The 16,860-nt window shown below is 60.9% G+C and carries 20 protein-coding genes and 3 tRNA genes; 12 read left to right on the forward strand and 11 right to left on the reverse strand.

The window, feature by feature from the left end; genetic code table 11:
* Positions 1 to 5: 5 nt before the first annotated feature.
* Both SE86_RS05050 and SE86_RS05055 read left to right on the forward strand, forming a co-directional pair.
* A complete protein-coding gene (locus SE86_RS05050; RefSeq protein ID WP_211096502.1) occupies positions 6 to 1,568 on the forward strand; it encodes an ATP-binding protein in 1,563 nt (520 codons plus the stop codon).
* A complete protein-coding gene (locus tag SE86_RS05055) occupies positions 1,568 to 2,431 on the forward strand; it encodes a methyltransferase domain-containing protein (protein ID WP_117354550.1) in 864 nt (287 codons plus the stop codon). The genes SE86_RS05050 and SE86_RS05055 overlap by 1 nt, the downstream gene beginning before the upstream one ends.
* On the opposite strand, the gene SE86_RS05060 is transcribed toward SE86_RS05055, so the two are convergent.
* Both SE86_RS05060 and SE86_RS05065 read right to left on the reverse strand, forming a co-directional pair.
* Positions 2,428 to 3,582: an ATP-binding protein gene (locus SE86_RS05060; protein WP_117354551.1), complete on the reverse strand. Its 1,155-nt coding sequence runs from the start codon at positions 3,580 to 3,582 to the stop codon at positions 2,428 to 2,430. The two genes, SE86_RS05055 and SE86_RS05060, sit on opposite strands and share 4 nt — an antisense overlap.
* Positions 3,583 to 3,636: 54 nt before the next feature.
* The gene (locus tag SE86_RS05065) at positions 3,637 to 4,431 is read right to left on the reverse strand and encodes a winged helix-turn-helix transcriptional regulator (RefSeq protein WP_117354552.1); all 795 of its coding nucleotides are present in this window, start codon (positions 4,429 to 4,431) and stop codon (positions 3,637 to 3,639) included.
* A gap of 134 nt (positions 4,432 to 4,565) precedes the next feature.
* On the opposite strand from SE86_RS05065, the gene SE86_RS05070 reads away from it, so the two are divergent.
* Both SE86_RS05070 and SE86_RS05075 read left to right on the forward strand, forming a co-directional pair.
* Positions 4,566 to 5,189, forward strand: a complete 624-nt coding sequence (locus SE86_RS05070) for a proteasome subunit beta (protein ID WP_117354553.1) — start codon at positions 4,566 to 4,568, stop codon at positions 5,187 to 5,189.
* The gene (locus tag SE86_RS05075; protein WP_158543134.1) at positions 5,176 to 5,985 is read left to right on the forward strand and encodes an endonuclease V; all 810 of its coding nucleotides are present in this window, start codon (positions 5,176 to 5,178) and stop codon (positions 5,983 to 5,985) included. Before SE86_RS05070 ends, SE86_RS05075 begins: the two co-directional genes overlap by 14 nt.
* Here SE86_RS05075 and SE86_RS05080 read toward each other — a convergent pair.
* Positions 5,960 to 6,223: a hypothetical protein gene (locus SE86_RS05080; RefSeq protein ID WP_117354555.1), complete on the reverse strand. Its 264-nt coding sequence runs from the start codon at positions 6,221 to 6,223 to the stop codon at positions 5,960 to 5,962. The genes SE86_RS05075 and SE86_RS05080 overlap by 26 nt on opposite strands.
* Before the next feature lie 151 nt (positions 6,224 to 6,374).
* Between SE86_RS05080 and amrA the strand changes: the two genes are divergently transcribed.
* The 4 genes from amrA to SE86_RS05100 are packed head-to-tail and all read left to right on the forward strand — an operon-like array spanning position 6,375 to position 8,572.
* The gene (amrA, locus tag SE86_RS05085; protein ID WP_117354556.1) at positions 6,375 to 7,064 is read left to right on the forward strand and encodes an AmmeMemoRadiSam system protein A; all 690 of its coding nucleotides are present in this window, start codon (positions 6,375 to 6,377) and stop codon (positions 7,062 to 7,064) included.
* A gap of 35 nt (positions 7,065 to 7,099) precedes the next feature.
* Complete coding sequence (locus SE86_RS05090; protein WP_023427058.1) at positions 7,100 to 7,279, forward strand: protein translocase SEC61 complex subunit gamma; 180 nt, start codon at positions 7,100 to 7,102, stop codon at positions 7,277 to 7,279.
* 9 nt (positions 7,280 to 7,288) lie between these two features.
* Entirely contained in the window at positions 7,289 to 7,783 is a 495-nt protein-coding gene (locus SE86_RS05095) for a transcription elongation factor Spt5 (protein WP_117354557.1), read from the forward strand.
* Positions 7,784 to 7,825: 42 nt separating this feature from the next.
* Entirely contained in the window at positions 7,826 to 8,572 is a 747-nt protein-coding gene (locus tag SE86_RS05100; protein WP_117354558.1) for a DUF357 domain-containing protein, read from the forward strand.
* On the opposite strand, the gene SE86_RS05105 is transcribed toward SE86_RS05100, so the two are convergent.
* The 3 genes from SE86_RS05105 to SE86_RS05115 all read right to left on the reverse strand — a co-directional run bounded on the left by SE86_RS05105 (position 8,562) and on the right by SE86_RS05115 (position 10,039).
* Positions 8,562 to 8,951, reverse strand: coding sequence for a Rid family detoxifying hydrolase (locus tag SE86_RS05105; protein WP_023427062.1), 390 nt, complete (start codon positions 8,949 to 8,951; stop codon positions 8,562 to 8,564). The genes SE86_RS05100 and SE86_RS05105 overlap by 11 nt on opposite strands.
* Positions 8,952 to 8,994: 43 nt before the next feature.
* Complete coding sequence (locus SE86_RS05110) at positions 8,995 to 9,873, reverse strand: NAD(P)-dependent oxidoreductase (protein ID WP_117354559.1); 879 nt, start codon at positions 9,871 to 9,873, stop codon at positions 8,995 to 8,997.
* Positions 9,874 to 9,962: 89 nt separating this feature from the next.
* Positions 9,963 to 10,039 (reverse strand) — tRNA-Met (locus tag SE86_RS05115).
* Between the two features lie 99 nt (positions 10,040 to 10,138).
* Here SE86_RS05115 and SE86_RS05120 point away from each other — a divergent pair.
* A complete protein-coding gene (locus SE86_RS05120; protein WP_117354560.1) occupies positions 10,139 to 11,059 on the forward strand; it encodes a zinc-binding dehydrogenase in 921 nt (306 codons plus the stop codon).
* Here SE86_RS05120 and SE86_RS05125 read toward each other — a convergent pair.
* The 5 genes from SE86_RS05125 to SE86_RS05145 all read right to left on the reverse strand — a co-directional run bounded on the left by SE86_RS05125 (position 11,056) and on the right by SE86_RS05145 (position 15,303).
* Positions 11,056 to 12,696 carry an ABC transporter permease subunit gene (locus SE86_RS05125; protein ID WP_117354561.1) on the reverse strand — a complete coding sequence of 547 codons (1,641 nt, stop codon included), beginning with the start codon at positions 12,694 to 12,696 and terminating at the stop codon, positions 11,056 to 11,058. The genes SE86_RS05120 and SE86_RS05125 overlap by 4 nt on opposite strands.
* Positions 12,697 to 12,700: 4 nt before the next feature.
* Entirely contained in the window at positions 12,701 to 13,381 is a 681-nt protein-coding gene (locus tag SE86_RS05130; protein WP_117354562.1) for an ABC transporter ATP-binding protein, read from the reverse strand.
* Positions 13,382 to 13,611: 230 nt separating this feature from the next.
* Positions 13,612 to 14,157 carry a macro domain-containing protein gene (locus SE86_RS05135; protein ID WP_117354563.1) on the reverse strand — a complete coding sequence of 182 codons (546 nt, stop codon included), beginning with the start codon at positions 14,155 to 14,157 and terminating at the stop codon, positions 13,612 to 13,614.
* Between the two features lie 41 nt (positions 14,158 to 14,198).
* The gene (locus SE86_RS05140) at positions 14,199 to 14,564 is read right to left on the reverse strand and encodes a hypothetical protein (RefSeq protein WP_117354564.1); all 366 of its coding nucleotides are present in this window, start codon (positions 14,562 to 14,564) and stop codon (positions 14,199 to 14,201) included.
* A 55-nt stretch (positions 14,565 to 14,619) separates the two neighbouring features.
* Entirely contained in the window at positions 14,620 to 15,303 is a 684-nt protein-coding gene (locus SE86_RS05145) for an HAD family phosphatase (RefSeq protein WP_117354565.1), read from the reverse strand.
* Between the two features lie 92 nt (positions 15,304 to 15,395).
* Between SE86_RS05145 and SE86_RS05150 the strand changes: the two genes are divergently transcribed.
* From SE86_RS05150 to SE86_RS05160, 3 genes are all read left to right on the forward strand, one after another.
* Positions 15,396 to 15,482 (forward strand) — tRNA-Ser (locus tag SE86_RS05150).
* 105 nt (positions 15,483 to 15,587) lie between these two features.
* A tRNA-Pro gene (locus SE86_RS05155) sits at positions 15,588 to 15,664 on the forward strand.
* A 351-nt stretch (positions 15,665 to 16,015) separates the two neighbouring features.
* Positions 16,016 to 16,672 carry a hypothetical protein gene (locus tag SE86_RS05160; RefSeq protein WP_117354566.1) on the forward strand — a complete coding sequence of 219 codons (657 nt, stop codon included), beginning with the start codon at positions 16,016 to 16,018 and terminating at the stop codon, positions 16,670 to 16,672.
* Positions 16,673 to 16,860: the final 188 nt, after the last annotated feature.

Here is a 16,860-nt window from a genome sequence, read left to right on the forward strand (position 1 = left end):
ATATGATGAGCGATTGCGCGTCAGGCAGGAGGCTCGGGTGGATAGTGGGGGAGAGCACGCCCAGGAACAGCCAGGTTCTCTTCGCCGATGACAAGGACAGGCTGCCGCGCGTAGGCACTTACGTGCTCGCCGACTCGCCGGACGGCTGCCTCTTCGGCATACTTGAGTTCATATCGTCAGGCAACAAGCTGTTGTCAGAGGACGTCACGAGCCCTGAGTCCGTTGACGGCCTCGTGCAGCTCATAAGGCAGAGCCCGGGCGTCTCGCCCACGTACGTCAAGGGCACGGTGAGGTGGCTAAGCTACGAGGGCACGCTCACCGAGGGCGAGGTCTCCCTGCCCAAGGTCCCCCCGAGGCCAGGCACGGAGGTCTACGAGGCCCCCAAGGAGACGCTTGAGAAGGTGTTCAAGGGCGAGAGCAGGGAGGGGGGCTGGGTCAGACTGGGCTCCCTGGTCAGCGACTCAGATATAACCTACAGCGTCAGCGTCAACAAGCTGACGAGGCACCTCGCGGTTCTGGCCGTCACGGGCGGCGGCAAGAGCAACACTGTCTGCGTGCTGGCCCGCAGCCTTGTCAAGGAGCTCAACGCCACCGTTGTCATATTCGACATGCACGGCGAGTATGGCGACCTGGGGCTCGAGGACAAGGCGAACTACATGAGGTCGCCGGCCATACAGCCCGCCATGTTGACCTTCGGCGAGCTGGTGGAGCTCACTGGGATGCCTGAGAACGCCACGAACCAGCTCAGGGTGCTCAGGCAGGCCTGGGAGGACGTCATGGAGAAGTACCAGGCCGGCAAGGTGAGCCCCAACGAGATAATGGGGACCCTCCGCAAGACAGTTGAGCTCATGGGGGAGGGGAAGGGAGGGGACCCGGCCGTAGGGGTGCTCAACAGGCTCAGCGACCTTGAGGACTACTACGGTGACATACTTGACAGCGGCGTGCCTATGAGGCTCGAGGAGGTCATTAAGCCTAACATGCTCAACGTTTTCGACCTGAGCGAGCTCGACGAGCGCGGCGCTGACGCCGTAGTGAGCCACTACCTCAGGAGGCTGCTGCTCGAGAGGAAGAGGTGGAAGCGCAGCAACGGCAGTGAAGGCTACCCGACGCCTGTTATAGTAATCATAGAGGAGGCGCACGTGCTCATACCAGCCAGGGACTCCACCCTCACCAAGTACTGGGCCGCCAGGATAGCCAGGGAGGGGAGGAAGTTCGGCATAGGGCTTGTCATAGTGAGCCAGAGGCCTAGGAACGTGGACCCGGACGTGCTGAGCCAGACCAACAACAAGATAATACTGAAGATGGTGGAGCCGCAGGACATAAAGTACGTGCAGGAGGCCAGCGAGGAGCTGAGCGAAGACCTGGCCAACATGCTGCCGAGCCTCAACCCTGGCGAGGCGGTGGTCATAGGCAGCATGGTCAAGCTGCCCGCAGTCGTTAAGATCGACCTCTGCAAGTGCGGCGACAGGAGCTGCAAGAAGGGCGGAGGGGACCTGGACCTAGTCAAGGAGTGGGCGGCGAGGAAGCCCGGCGGGGGCTCAGGGGAGTGGCTCGGTGAGCTGACTTAATGGCTGAGATCTTCTCCTTCACCCCATGCAGGTGCCTAGTGCTGGCCCCCTGGGAGAGCCTCGAGGCTTCAAGGGCTGAGGGCGGCAGGGTCAGCGTCAACATCGGCCTTGACGAGGCCGAGGCCAGGAGGGGCGAAGACTCCGTAACTCTTGAGTGCTGCGGCGTCTCGGCCAAGGTTCCCCTTGAGGTCCTAAGGAGACACTCCTCCAGGAGGTCAGCCCTTGCTGTGAGCGATGATGGCTACTATGAGGTTGAGCTGAGGCTCCCCAGCTCCTACTACAAGCTGGTCCCCCTGCCCGGGACGGCGCCGACCCTTGAGATAAACGGCATCCACATGCACAGGGTCAAGGACGTTAAGCCCATTGAGGACTCCGCCCTGAAGGTCAGGCTGGCTGGAGTTAAGCGGGGCGACAGGGTGCTTGAGGTTGGCACGGGCCTCGGCTACACCGCTATAGAGTCAGCCAGGAGGGGGGCCCGCGTCACAACTGTTGAGGCCAGCGAGGCGGTTCTCTGGGTGGCCGAGAGGAACCCGTGGAGCCGCGGCCTCGCCGACAGCAACATAGCGATAGTCCTGGGGGACGCCTGCGAGGCCCTCAAGGAGATGACGGGCGCCTTCGACGTGGTGATCCACGACCCTCCCAGGCTAACCCAGGGCACCGGCTGCCTGTACTCAAGGGATTTCTACAGGGAGCTCTACAGGCTCCTGAGGCCCGGGGGTAGGATATTCCACTACACCGGGGAGCCCGGGAGGACAAGGGGGAGGAGCCTGGGCCCAAGGGTCGTGGGGAAGCTTAGGGCTGTGGGCTTCGTGGGGCTCAGGTACGTTGACAAGGCTATGGGGGTCGTTGGGGTGAGGCCTTAGACGGCCTTGAACTTCTCAGTCCAGACCTCATAGGCCTTAAGCATCCTCTCGTCCACGCTCGGCTTTCTGCTCCTCATGGCCTCCTCGAAGTCAGCCGCTGTGACGGGCCTCAGGCCGCCCTCCCTGTTCTCAAAGTACTCCCTAACGGCCCTCATGTAGGCGTCCTGTACCAGGTCCTTTATGTCGCTGCCCGAGTACCCCTCAAGCCTCTTTGCCAGCTCATCTATGTCAACCTTGGCCCCTGCCGGGAGCTTTGAGAGGAGCGTCTCAAGGAGCCTCTTCCTGGCCGCAAGGTCAGGGAGCCCAACGTATACCCTCTTCTGGAACCTCCTTATGAAGGGCTCGTCGAGGTCCCAGGGCTTGTTTGTAGCCGCTATAACGTAGACGTGAAGCCTCTCCCCCTTGTCCTGGAGGCCGTCCATCTCCTTGAGGAACTGGTTCCTGACCCTGACCTCGCCCCCTACCTCGTTCGAGTGCACGCCGAAGAGGGCGTCCACCTCGTCTATAAATATTATCACGGGTACGCCAGACCTGGCCCTCTCCCTGGCGTAGTCGAAGAGCTTCTTGACGTTCTTCTCGCCCTCGCCCAGCCACTTGCTCATTATGCTGGCAGCGTCGGCGTAGAGGAACTCCCCTGACACCTCGTTGGCCACAGCTGCCGCGAGCATGGTCTTCCCAGTGCCCGGGGGGCCGTAGAGCAGAATGCCCCTAGGCCAGCCCAGGGGAAAGAGCTCGGGCTTCACCACGGGGTAAATTATGGCCTCCCTTATGGCCCTCTTGGCGTCTTCCAGGCCAGCTATGTCGTCAAATGTCACCTTGGGCCTCTCCCTGAGCACGAACTCAGGCGGCTCGCTGCCGTCGTTAACTTCGCCCTTGAGGTCGACCTTGACTAGATCATCGCCCTCGCTGAGGGGCTGCGTCCCCTTGACCTCCACGTACTTAAGCCTTGACTTGACGTCGCTGTACATCCTCCTGTAGACGCCTATCAGGGGATGGTCCGGGTAGTTCCTCAGTATCTCCTCGAGGGCGTCCAGCGCCCTCCTGTACTTGTCTGCGGCGGCCGCGTAGTCCTTCTCCTTCTCGGCGGCAAGCCCCTCCTCTATCTTCTTCTTGGCAAGCGCCTCCAGCATCTGCACTGGGCTCCCTGACACCTTAGCTCAGCCCCCGGCCTGGGCTATTGCGTTAACCAATATTAGGGTGAGAGCCTAGGCCCTCTGCCCTAGGCCCTCGACCTTCAGCACCCCCTTGGCCTCAAGCCTGGCTAGCATGTCCCTGACAGCGGCTGGGGAGACGCCGAGCTCCTCAGCGACCTTAGACACCCTTATCACTCCCCCTGAGGCCTTGATGTACTCTATCAGCTTCGCCTCAAGCTCCTCAGGGCTAACAGCCCTGGGGACCTGCGGCGTGAGCTTCTCGGTCTCGGCCTGCGCCTCAGCCATGGCCTCAGATATGGCCTTCTTAACGTCGTCGTCGAGCAGCGCCAGGCTCCTGCCCTCGGGCAGGACAGAGCTGAGCACGTTGACCTTCCTTATCACGTTCTCCGTTGACTCAAACACTGAGGCAAGGGACGCCGTGGCGTCCGGGGCAAGCCCTGATAGGTAGTTGCTTATGGCGCCCATGGCGTAGTGGAGCGGCGCGAGGGCCTTGGTTATGGCCTCCATGGTCCTGGCGTCCTTTATCCTCTCTATGGCTATGCCTATCAGGTGGCCGTAGCTTGCGACCAGCTTGTAGACCCTCTTCTTTATCACCAGCTCGGAGGCGTTGATCTCTATGCTCTCGTTGTCGTGGGCCCTTATGGCGCCTACGAGCTTCGTGTGGTACTCGTTTATCTCGCCGAGGAGCTTGAGCTTGTACCTGTCAACCTCTGACTTAACTATGTTAAGCTGGGCCAGTATGTCGTCATAGTTTATGCCCTCCTGCTGGCCAAGGATGTCAACGCCCTCAGCCTCACCCCTCCCCCAGCTGAAGGCCCTTCTTAGCACGTCTGTGAACCCTGGCATTCGCCCAACCTCCTTAGAGTTCCTAAGGCGCTGCAGGGTGTTAGCTCCTGAGGGTAAGTATTACTGCTGTGAGTCCGCCGGGCTAACAGCTCACTCTTTTAAATTCGCCAGCCGCGAGGTGACAGGGAAGACTCATGTCACTCTACATGATAGAGCAGGGGACGGCGGTAGGGCTGAGGGCCAAGGACGGCGTCGTGCTTGCAACGGACAAGAGGATGGCCTACGGCTCCTTCGTCATGAGCAGGAACGCCAAGAAGGTGTTCCTGGTGAACAGGAGGGCAGGCATAGCAATGAGCGGCCTCTACGCCGACATGGGGGCGATACAGAGGTACCTCGCGGCCGAGAGCAGGTACTACGAGCTGAGCTCTGAGGTCACCATGAGCCTCTACTCAGTGGCGAAGCTGCTCTCAGGCATGCTGTACTCATATAAGATGCTGCCCTTCATAATAGAGGCCCTAGTAGGCGGCATAGACAGGGACGGGCAGCCCAAGATCTACACGCTGGACTCGCTGGGCTCGGTCTCGGAGGACAAATACATGGCCGTCGGCAGCGGCGCCACCACAGCCTTGGGCTACCTGGAGGACCAGTACAGGGACGACCTGCCAGTGGATCAGGCCGAGCAGGTAGCGATAAACGCTCTCAGGATATCGATGGAGAGGGACGCCTCGACGGGCGACGGCATAGACGTGCTCACGATCCCGGTCAACGGGGAGCCGAGGGAGAGGAGCCTAAGGCTGAGGGTTGTTGAGGAGAGCTGAGTGGGAGGAGTCCTGCAGGGGGGTCAGGGGAAGCGTAAGCTATAGCAGGGCGAGGGAGGCCCAGCTCAGGCTCAGGGAGCTCCTAAGGCTTGACTACGAGCCGCCCGAGCCCAAGGTAATAGCTGCGGTCGACGCTGCCTACTGGGGTCAGGGCGGCATCTACGGCGTCGCGGCCGTCCTAGTTATTGACCTCCTGGGGCGCTCGGCGAGCCTCTACTACTCCTACGGCCCCGTCTGCGTCCCTTACATACCGGGCCTGCTGGCCTTCAGGGAGATGGAGGTCATGGCCCCCGCCCTGGTGAGGGCCAGGCGCCGCGGTTTCGACGTGATACTAGTTGACGGCCACGGCGTAGCCCACCCGAGGGGCCTTGGCATAGCGTCCCACGTGGGCGTGGCCCTCAGGGCGCCGAGCGTCGGCGTGGCCAAGGGGCGCCTCTACGGCGAGGAGGGGCCGTGCGCCTACGGCGCCTGCCTCTACGCTGATGGTAAACCTGTCGGGGCGGTCCTCACGTCTCCGACAGGGTCTAAGGTGTATGTAAGCCCCGGCAACATGGTGACGCTTGACTACAGCGTCAGGCTGGCGAGCTCGCTGATGGCCAGGGGCCTTAGGCTGCCATACCCCCTGCAGCTGGCCGACGCTGCCACCAAGGACCTGAGGGATCAGCTGAGGGGCGAGTCGCCCAGGGGGGTGACGGTTGAAGAGGTCGAGCTTAACCATAGGTCGCTTAAGGGGTTCAAAAACCTCTACTCCCTGCTCGGCCTGGTCCCCATCAGCCCGTGGCTGGGACCTCCCTGATTATGGCGCCCTTCCTCAGGCCGTTGTGCTTAACCGTTATCGAGACCCCGTCCTGGGAGTGCCTTATCAGCAGCTCCTCGTCTATAATGGTCCTGCCGCACACTGGGCACTTGTAGTACCTCGTCACCTTCACCTCAACGCCGTCTGATTTTGAGGTCCTCTCAGTCCTTGAGTAAAAGTTCATGGGGACCTTGCACTTGGGGCAGAGCACCTCTATCTCAGTTCCTGCTGCGCCCATATTTTGTCACCGCCTTTGTCCTTTGCCTCTCATGCAACGCACGCTTGTGCGGGATTTTATCCCTAAGCCCGTTGCGCCTTCTTTCCGTTAGCACATAGCTTCCGCCCAGCGTTTTTAAGGATTGCACGCGCATAGCTTCCTGGGAGGTAGCTTGAGCCAGCAGCCCGTTGACCCAGATGAAGTTGACGACTCCCTTGGGGAGCAGCTGGTGAGGATAGCCAGGTCGAGCGTTGAGCACTACTTCTCCAACAGGGCCCTCATGCCAACGCCTCAGGGCCTCAGCCCAGTGCTCCTCAGGCCTGGGGCCGCCTTCGTGACCATAGAGACCTACGAGGGCGAGGGCTCAAGGAGCCTGAGGGGCTGCATAGGCTTCATAGAGCCGGTGAAGCCCCTGGTGAGGTCTGTCATAGAGGTCGCCGTTGAGGCCGCCTTCAACGACCCAAGGTTCACCCCCATGGAGGTAAACGAGCTCGACAACGTCACATTCGAGGTCTCAGTGCTATCAAAGCTTGAGGAGGCCCCGAGGACGCCAGAGGGCCGCAAGGCCTTCGTGACCATAGGCAGGGACGGCCTTGTGGTTGAGAGGGGCTTCTACAGGGGGCTGCTCCTGCCCGAGGTGCCGGTTGAGAACCTGTGGGACGTCGAGACCTTCCTCTCGGAGACCTGCATAAAGGCGGGCCTCTGGCCCGACTGCTGGTACGACGAGAAGGTCAAGGTCTACAGGTTTAGGACCGCCGCGTGGCTTGAGGAGAGGCCAAAGGGGAGGGTCGTGAGGAGGGACCTGGCAGAGGAGTACAGGAAGCTCCTTGAGAGCAGGGGCCTGGCGGCACAGAGCACTTAAACTTTCGGCGTCTCCGCATTAAGGGGGCGGCCAAGTTGAGCGTAAAGGAGAAGCTTCAGAACCACGTGGCGGCCTGGAAGAGGATACTGTTGCTCTCCAGGAAGCCCGACGAGGAGGAGTTTGGGCTACTGACGAGGCTGACCCTGTTAGGCGTCGTGTTGGTCGGAGCCATAGCTTACGTCGTTCACCTGATATACGTTCTCCTGCTGAGCTGAGGTGTTACCATGGAGTCGCAGCAGCCCGACCAGGGGACAGCTGAGGGGCGCAGCAGGTTCTACGCCATATACGTGACAGGCGGCTACGAGGAGAGGGTTGTGGCGGTCCTAGCCGAGAGGGCCAGGACCCTTCAGCTCGACGTCAGGAGCTTAGTCTACTCCCCGGACCTCAAGGGCGTCGTCTTCGTGGAGGTTGGAGACGTTAAGGACCTCTACTATGTAATAAGGGGTGTTAGGAACATAAAGAGGAGGAGGCCCACGGCCGTTAACGTTGATGATATACTGAAGCTCATCAGGCCTCCGGTCGCCGCGGCCCCAGTGGCCAAGGGAGACACGATACAGGTCATAGGCGGCCCGTTCAAGGGCATGATGGGCAGGATAGTGGATGTCAGGAAGGGCGAGGTCGACGTCAACCTGCTTGAGGGCGACTCGAAGATACTAGTGACCATACCGATAGACCAGGTCAAGCCCCTGAGCAAGGAGGAGCGGCAGGGTCAAAGTTAACATTATAAGTTTCGCAGCCCCCAGGCCTTAGGATCATAACAGATGGAGGGCAGCCATGGGCAGGAGGACATAGCTGAGAGGGCTGAAAGGTACATAAAGAACCTCAGGGAGGCGCTTAGGCAGGCCAGCGAGAGGCTTGAGCAGCTTAAGGGTAAGCTACCCATAGACGCGGGCAGGCTCCTTGAGAACGCCTCAGCGTACGCCAGCGACGCGGAGTACTACCTGGCCAAGGGGGACGCCGCAACAGCCCTGGTCTCGGCCTCCTACGCGGAGGGCCTGCTCGACTCGCTTAGGTTCCTCGGCCTGCTTGACGTGAGCTGGCCCAGGTCCGTTGACGACGAGAGGAGGGTCGTGGTGGCGGGCACCTTTGACATAGTTCACCCTGGGCACCTGCAGCTCCTCAGCTTCGCCTCAAGGCTGGGCAAGCTGTATGTAATAGTGGCGCGTGACAACAACGCGTCGAGGGACAAGGGGAGGCCAACGCTACTCGACGAGCAGTCCAGGCTCCAGATCATAAGCTCCATCAGGTTCGTCTACAGGGCCGTGCTGGGCGACGAGAAGGACTACCTTAAGCCCATAGAGGAGATAAGGCCCGACTACATAGTGCTCGGCCCTGACCAGGCCATGGATGAGGGCTGGCTGGCCAGCGAGGTCGAGAGGAGGACCGGCAAGAGGCCCACCGTGATAAGGTTTGACTCAAAGAGGGAGTTCTCGGGCGGCCTGAGGGGCTCAAGCGACATAATTAGGAGGGCCTGCAAGGTGGCCGCTCAGCTTGACCCTAAGCCCTAGAGCGGCGGGCCGCTATGACGTCAAGCTCAACCTGGGCCCCGGCGGGCAGGTCGCTCACAAACACGGTGGTCCTCGCAGGGTAGGAGCCCTTGAAGTACTCTGAGTACACCGCGTTGAAGTCTTGGAACCTCGAGGGGTCCTTTAGGTACGCAGTCACCTTGAGCACATCGTCAAGGCTTGAGCCCCCTGCCTCCAGTATGGCCTCCACGTTCTCTATGACCCTCCTGACCTGCTCCTTGAAGTCGTCGCTAACTATTTTCCCCGTGGATGGGTCTATGGGCACCTGACCTGAGACAAATACCAGGTCACAACACACTGTGGCCTGGCTGTAGGGCCCTATGGGCCTCGGGGCCCTCTCGGTGAACAGGATCTCCTTCAAGCGGGCTCGCCGCGCTCAGCGGCCAGGCCCGACATAAAAAGCCTCAGGCGGTCGCCGTCTTAGTAGCCCTCCTCGAGAGCGCCCTGTAGAGCTCCTCGACCTCAGATATGTCAGACCTGCCGAGGCCGTAGCTCTGGGCCGCGCGGAGCACCTCGCTGACCTCTACAAGGACTGGCGTGAAGCTGGAGCCGAGCTCCTTGAGCGCCTTCAGCGTCTCGTCGGCGACGTAGCTCCCGAGCTCCAGCGAGAAGAGCTCCTTGTAGCTGCCCTTTAGCATGAGCGGCAGCCTCGACCTCAGCTGGGCTGAGTCTGCGCCGCCCATGGAGAGGGCCTTTACTACGTCGTCATAGGGCAGGCCGAGGTTCCTCAGGGCGCTGGCGACCTCGGCGAGGATGACAGTGTTTGCCATGATGATCATTGTGCTCACGAGCTTAAGGGCCACTGCGTTGTCATCGCTGCCCACGTAAATGTGCTGACCCATGTCGTCAAGTAGGGGCCTGGCGCGCTCGTAGCTCTCCCTGTCCCCGCCAACGTAGAGCACCAGGGTGCCGGCCTCTGCGTTGGCTGGCCCTCCCTCCATCATGGCAGTTATGTACCTGAGCCCCAGGTCGTCGGCGAGGGACTTGGCCTTCCTTGACTCGTCAAGGCCGACCGTTGTCAGGTTGACTATGACGCCCTCAAAGCCCTTGAGATGGGGCAGCGCGGCCAGGAGCTCCTGCCCGCCAGGGAGGGAGAGGAGGACAAAATCACCGTCAACGGCGTCAGCCGGGCTGCCAAGGGCCTTGAAGTTGTTCAAGTCCTTGAGGTAGGAGTACGAGGAGGCGGCGACGTCGTAGCCCCAGACCTCGTGCCCCCTTGAGGCCAGCCTCCTGGCTATGCCCCTTCCCATCCTTCCAAGCCCTATGACTGAGACCCTGCTCAAGGGTTCACCGGATGGGACTGAAGCGCCCTGAGAATAAAAGCAAAGTACATGAACTCCACGTAACCCGCGAAGGCGCAGAAGGCAAGGGGTGGTAGCGGGGGGTGGATTTGAACCACCGACCTCGGGGTTATGAGCCCCGCGGGCTACCAGGCTGCCCTACCCCGCTGCTCCGCCCCGCTTCCCCTTGCCACAGCCTACGACAACTATACAGCTTATAAGCTTATTCCATTTATTCCACAGGAATAACATCAAGGCAGGGGAGACTGTGAAGGCCAGGGCAGCTGTGCTGAGGGAGTTCGGGAGGCCCTTTGAGCTGACTGACATCGACGTGAGCCCGGGGGAGGGCGACGTCGTGGTGGAGGTGAGGTCAACTGGGATCTGCGGCAGGGACCTGGTCGTCTGGCGCGGCGGCTTCAGGAACCTGAGGCCTCCTCTGGTGCTTGGCCATGAGGTCTTCGGGGTCCTCAACGGGGAGCCAGTCGCCGTCTACCCTGCGGACCCTGCTTCCAAGGAGTTCCTGCCCCTGGGTGAGAGCAGGCCCGGGGGCTACGCCGAGCTCATGGCGGCGCCAAGGGAGAACATAATAAGGCTGCCGGACGACGACTTTTACAAGTACGCCGCCGCTGCCTGCGGCGTCGCCACGTTCATACACGCGGCCAGGCTCGCCGGGGTCAGGCGGGGCGACAGGGTGCTCGTCACGGGGGCCACGGGAGGCGTTGGAATTCACGGCGTCCAGTACCTCTCCAGGGTCCTGGGGGCCAAGGTATACGGGCTGGCCAGGTCAGCTGAGAAGGCCAGGGTCCTCGAGGGGCTGGGCGTCAGGGCCTTCACGGACCTCGGGTTCTACCGCTCTGAGGGCAGGGTGGACTTCGTCTTTGAGGTCGTCGGCGGCCCAACAATGAATGACAGCATGCTGACCCTCAGGGACGGCGGCGTCATGGTGCTCGTCGGAAATGTGACGGGGGAGCCCATAACAATAGCGAGGCCCGCGCTGCTAATTATGAGAGAGCTCAGGGTAACCGGCACTGCCGCCTACAGCAGGGGGGAGTTTGAGGAGGCCATAAGGCTCATAGGGGAGGGCGTCATAAAGCCCTTCTTCAGGGCCTACAAGCTGGAGCAGGTGAACGATGCGTACTCCGACATAATGAGCGGCAGGGTCCTGGGCAGGGCGGTGCTTAAGCCTTAGGCAGCGAAGAGAGACTCCTCCATGACGTACTTCCTCCTCGAGACCTCCAGCATGTGCCTCGTGAAGAGCAGGGCGAATAACACTACAACTAGGCCGAACAGCGTTGAGGCCCAGGCCGCCAGCGCTATGTTGCCCTCGTCTGTGGCGACGTCAAGTATCTTAATGATGCCGTGCGTCACCTGGAGCGTTCTGTCGCCTATTATGTCGGGCCAGTACTCCCCTATCATGAGGCCTCCCCAGGCGCTGTCTATCGTTGACGTCAGCCCAGTGACTATGTAGGGCATGGTGCCAGGCAGCAGCACCTTGCGGAGCCTCGTGAAGAACCCCATGCGGAGGTTGTCCATGAGCTCCACGACCTCCTGCGGCATCGCCTTAAGGCCCATCCAGTAGGCGTAGAATATGTAGTAGAAGGTGCTCACGAAGCCAAGGAAGAGGACGTAGAGCTCGTTCGTGAGGCCGCCGAGGGCCCTGTAGAGGGCCGCTGAGGTGGCCAGGAACAGCAGCGGGAAGTAGACGGGGGCCGGCAGGGCGGAGAAGGCCTGTATTAGGGGCACGAGGACGGCCTCGGCCCTCCTGTGGGTGACGAGGTAGTAGCCGATGAAAACGGCGAAGGCGAACGCCACTAGGGTTATGACGACCACCCTGGCGTAGTCGTAGGCGAGGCCCACCACTATGGGCCAGGTCTGCGACAGCAGGTACCTCCACGTGCCGGCCCTCACGGAGATTATCGTGGTCACGGCACCGTAAAGTATAAGCGCCAGTAGCGCCGCCCCGACGGCCCTGAGGGCCCAGTCGAGCGCCCTCTCGCTCAGCTGGGCCCTCTCCACCCTCCTCAGGGGCACGGCCCTCACGGCGGGGCGGCGGAGGGCATCTCCCACGGCCCTCAGGGGCCTGGCGGTCGCCACGTAGAACCTGCTCAGGGCCCTCCACCTGCCCCTGGCGCCGCGGCGGGTCAGCTCCATTGGCGTGTCGATGCCGTACTTGGCGGCGGCCCAGTTGGCGAACCTCCTGAGGCCAAGCACTACACCAGCCACTAAGACGGCCAGGGCGACGAGCGAGTAGTAGACGTAGGTGTAGAGGCCCTCCGAGGTGAACTCGGCTATGAGGGACCCTATGCCAAACACGTGGTACGACGTGGCGCCTATGCTGAAGACCTCGCTCACAGTTATGTAGAAGTAGGCGTCGGCGAAGCTTGGAAGCAGGTTGGCCGCTATGCGGGGTATGGAGAACGGTATGTAGAGCTTCCTCATCTTGGAGAAAAAGCCGTAGCGGACGTTCTCCACGACCTCAAGCATGGGCAGGGGGACGGTCTTGAAGGCCTGATATATGCCCATCCATATGTTCCAGACCACTGCCGTGAAGACAAGGAAGTCCACAGCAAGCTCAACGCCCAGGTAACCGCCTATCCTGTCAACGAAGAATACGAGGACCACCGGAAAGAACGATATCACTGGCACGGACTCGAGGACCTCGCTTACGCTCACGTAGGCCGACTCAAAGGCCCTGCTCCTTATAGCCAGGTAGCCCAGGAGCCAGCCGCTCACTATAGAGATGCCTATAGTAAGGAAGACCCTGCCGGTGGTGGCGAGCAGCGCCAGGACAATGATGATGGACACAGCGTCATTGGCCACAGTCACACCCCTACCCTCCAGCTATGTAGTCATAGAGCAGGTCCGTGTAGTTGGTGAACTCGGGGTCCCTCTGGTTCCTGGGCCTCGGCAGGTTTACCTTGACCTTGGCCGTTATTGTTGCGGGCCTGCCGCTCAGCACGTAGATCACGTCGCCGAGCTCAACGGCCTCCACCAGGTTATGAGTTATCATCACTACCCCCTTGAGGCTCGTGTTGACGTTAAATAACATATTATATATGTCCTTCCTCAGCGACTCCGCCGTCAGCTCGTCAAGGTGCGAGAAGGGCTCGTCCATGAGGAGAACCAGGGGGTCCGCCGCCAGCGCCCTGGCTATTGCTACCCTCTGCCTCATGCCGCCGCTGAGCTGCTTTGGGTAGAAGTTCTCGAAGCCCCTGAGGCCCACCACATCTATCAGCTGGAGGGACACCTGCCTGGCCACGTCCTTAGGGAGGCCTCTCACCTCGGCCCCCATCATGACGTTGTCCAGCACCGTCATCCATGGGAACGTAACTATGGACTGGTGAACCATCATTATCCTCGGGCTCGGCCCCGTGACCTCCTCGCCCATCAACAGCACCCTCCCCTCCGTGGGCCTCATGAAGCCGCCGAGTATGCGAAGGAGCGTGGACTTGCCTGCCCCTGAGGGCCCCACTATTACCACAAATGAGTTCTCGCTAACCTCAAGGTTCACGTGATCAAGTACCTTGTAGTCGCCGTAGGAGAAGGAGATGTCCTGGGCCTCTAGAATGGGGCCGCCCGCAGACCTAGCAGCCTCGGCGGTCGCTAGTGCCGTTCTTCCAATGCCTTCACCCCGTCCGAGGGAGCAAAACTCTCCAGGGCTATTATGTCTTTAGTTAATTTACTGGCGCTCAAATGGTGGGCATCAGCTGGCCTGGAGCCCGCTGGCCCTGAAGGAGGGCCTCAGGGCTGTGAGCCCATGTAGGCTGACACGGCGCTCGCAAAGGCGTTGTAGAGGTCCTCCTCTATAGCTACTAGGACGACCTTGTAGGGTGGGGGGCCGTTGGCGTCTATGAACTTCTTGATCTCGTCAACCATGGCATTGGCTGCAACTGCGAGGGGCACCCCGCCGACGCCCGTCCCCATGCCTGGGAACGCGACGCTGTTCACATTAAGCTGCCTGGCCACCTTTAGGGCCGCCCTAGTCGCTAGCCTCACGTTGACCTCATCTGTTGGCGATGCTGGCTCCCTCATGGTAGGCGCATGAATGACGTACTTCGCCTTCAGCTTCCCGGCCGAGGTCGCCACCGCGTCCCCTATGTCAACGGGGGCCTTAGACGTGGCCTCCTCCTCTATTGACCTGCCCCCCCTTCTCCTTATGGCCCCTGCCACGCCGCCCCCCATTATCATGTATGAGTTGGCCGGGTTCACTATGGCGTCCTCTTCCTCCTCGGTTATGTCACTCATCTTAACAACGACCATAACTTGGCCGTACTTAACAGCCAACAAGGGCGACGCCCGCGAAAAATTGACCCTAAAGGTAGTTAAGGTTAACCCTGGGGCTGGCCCTGGGGCTGGCTGCCCTCCAGCTCCTCCAGCCTGTCCCTTGCCCCGCTTTTGATCTCCTCAAGGTGCTCGAGCACGTCGTAGAGGCCGTTGAGCTGTGTCGGCATGAAGGAGACGCGCCCCTTCAGCGCGGCGTACTCCTCGGCCGTCAGCGTGTCACCCTTAACTATTATTGCCTTGGCGCCGAGCTCTACGAGACCCTCTATAGCGGCCTCGCTCCCCGTCTCGGGGGCCGGGTTCTCATACTGCTCAACAACCTTCTGCTCCTCATCTATAATGCCAAGGACCTCTGCCTTGGCAAGGGGCTGGAGGACGAAGTCCTGGCCCCCGTAGAATATCGCTATCCTCAAGGCTCACATCTCAGCTGGCACGTGAGGGCCGGCGTTTTTATGCTCAGATGCTGACCTAGCCGTTGGCTTGGCCCTTGAAGTCTGGGAACTCCACGCTTAGGACCTCGCAGAGGTCCCTGGCCCTCCTGGCCCCAAACCTTGATACCTCCTCGTCGCTGTAGCTCATGGGCACGTCGCCCCTCACAAGGTATATGTCGCGGATGCCGGCCCTCCAGAAGGCCTCAACGTCATTGATGGTGTCGCCGACCCCGAAGGCCTCGGTTGGCCTGAGGCCGGCTACCGAGAGGGCCCTGACCACGGGCTCAGGGTCAGGCTTGCCCCTCTCCACGTCATCGCTTGTTATAAGCACGTCGGGCCTCACCCCTATGACATCAAGCACCAGGGAGGCGGCGAACCTGGATGCTGAAGTCACCACCACTACCTTGCCCCCTGAGCGCCTAACTGCTGACACTACTTCAAGGGCGCACGGCATGGGCTTGGCCTTCTCCTTAACTATGCTTGAGAAGTGTGAGTTCTTCACCCTCGTCAGCTCTTCAGGGCTGACGCTTGATCCCGGCTCGCCGAGGGAGGCCAGTATGATCTGGGCTATCTCGGAGGCCCTCCTGCCCAGCAGGAGCCTCTCGTCAAAGGTGACGCCGCCAAGGCCCAGGTCGCGCAGCGCCGCCAGCCATGCGGTGAAGTGGGCTGAGGCCGTGCTAGCCAGCGTGCCGTCAAGGTCGAAGACTCCTGACTTTCTCATGGCGCCCGGCAGAGTAGTGGGCAGGCCCCTAATATCGCCTCATGGACCCTTGCTTAAGCAAATAAAAGGCCCTCACGACAGTAAAGAGCTGGGCCGGGGTGGCCGAGCGGTCCAAGGCGACGGGCTCGAGACCCGTTACCCGAAAGGGTGCGTGGGTTCAAATCCCACCCCCGGCGCCATGAGGGGCTAGGAGGCCCTGACCTTGACCATTACCTCTGCCTTTACGACAACCCTTTGGCGCCTAGGTAATAACCTTAAAACGCCTAACACAGCCCAGGGCTGATGGGGCCGTAGTCCAGCTTGGTAAGATGCGAGGCTTGGGCCCTCGTGATCCCGGGTTCAAATCCCGGCGGCCCCACCACGTTTAACAGGTCCTCCCGGCCTAACCGTTCATCCCTAGACGCTCATTCTCATCAGTTTATATTCACTCGTCGCGCCCAGGGACCTCCACCTCTTGCCGCGGGCCCGCTGCCCCCGCGGCGTTATGGACGGCTGTCAGACCCAACGGCATGGGGCCCCATCTACGGCGGCCCGGCCTCATAGCCCTCGCCCTTGGGTATCGCCTCCATCAGGCGAGGGGTCACCCGTGGGGCCTGTCAAAATGATGGATTATTAAAAGGATTTCTACCGATGCGAAAAATGGTTCAGCCCTGCCATGCTAATATAACAGTATAAAAACGCCCTGCTCCCGACCTAAGCTGATGTGGTAAGCTTGAACCTGAAGTTACTAATCGTGGTCATAGTTATTGTAGTAGCTGTGGCCGTTGGCGGCACCTACGCGGTGCTCCTAAGGCACACAAGAACCACAACAACAACGTCGCTAAGCCAGCTCTTCAGCGAGAGGCCCGGGGAGCTGAACAGCAGTGAGCTCTCATCGATGCTTGGCGGCAACTGGACCATGCTCACCAACGCCTCCTTCGTTGCCGTGGTCAAACAGAGCGAGGGCAAGCTCTATGTTGAGTACATAAACGGCACCAGCAAGACCCTTAACCTCACGAGCGGGCTTGAAATGGTTGGCCCAACTGGTCAGGCCAACGGGGGCTACCCGCTGTGGGTGGCGGGCTACTTCTACTACTACAAGGCGTCCCCGAACGCAACTTACGTGCTTGGCATAGAGGTTTTCAGGGCGACTAACTCGACTCAGGCCAACTGGACCCTGTCGGCCGTGGAGAACTACTACAAGGTCCCGCCCAGCACCCTGGACGGCCTCACGTATGTTGAGCTGAGGCCCTACGCGCCGCTCTCCAACATTACCTTCGTCTACGCCTCCTACAGGTCAACGTACATTATCGTGGTTATGTCCTCCACGAACGCCAGCGAGGGCAGCATAGCGCAGGTGGCTATGGCCTCCGCTAGGAACCTGCCGTGAAGGGGTTCAGCTCCTACATGGGTTCATTGTTTTACAGTAATCGCCTCACCCCTGTTCCCCCGCGTCCCGCTCGGGGCCTCATCGGGCCTGGGGCGCTCAGGGTTACCTGGGGCCCCAAGCCCTGAGTAGCCTCAGGGGCTGGCGGCCCTTCACCCCCTCACAGGGGATCCCGCCGATGAGCATATGCG

It is taken from the genome of Acidilobus sp. 7A (assembly GCF_003431325.1).
Lineage (GTDB): Archaea > Thermoproteota > Thermoprotei_A > Sulfolobales > Acidilobaceae > Acidilobus.

Coding starts and splice junctions, on each gene's coding strand:
- SE86_RS05050 (WP_211096502.1), top strand. CDS start 6: ATGAGCGATTGCGCGTCAGGCAGGAGGCTCGGGTGGATAGTGGGGGAG.
- SE86_RS05055 (WP_117354550.1), top strand. CDS start 1,568: ATGGCTGAGATCTTCTCCTTCACCCCATGCAGGTGCCTAGTGCTGGCC.
- SE86_RS05065 (WP_117354552.1), bottom strand. CDS start 4,431: ATGCCAGGGTTCACAGACGTGCTAAGAAGGGCCTTCAGCTGGGGGAGG.
- SE86_RS05070 (WP_117354553.1), top strand. CDS start 4,566: ATGTCACTCTACATGATAGAGCAGGGGACGGCGGTAGGGCTGAGGGCC.
- SE86_RS05080 (WP_117354555.1), bottom strand. CDS start 6,223: ATGGGCGCAGCAGGAACTGAGATAGAGGTGCTCTGCCCCAAGTGCAAG.
- SE86_RS05095 (WP_117354557.1), top strand. CDS start 7,289: ATGGAGTCGCAGCAGCCCGACCAGGGGACAGCTGAGGGGCGCAGCAGG.
- SE86_RS05100 (WP_117354558.1), top strand. CDS start 7,826: ATGGAGGGCAGCCATGGGCAGGAGGACATAGCTGAGAGGGCTGAAAGG.
- SE86_RS05145 (WP_117354565.1), bottom strand. CDS start 15,303: ATGAGAAAGTCAGGAGTCTTCGACCTTGACGGCACGCTGGCTAGCACG.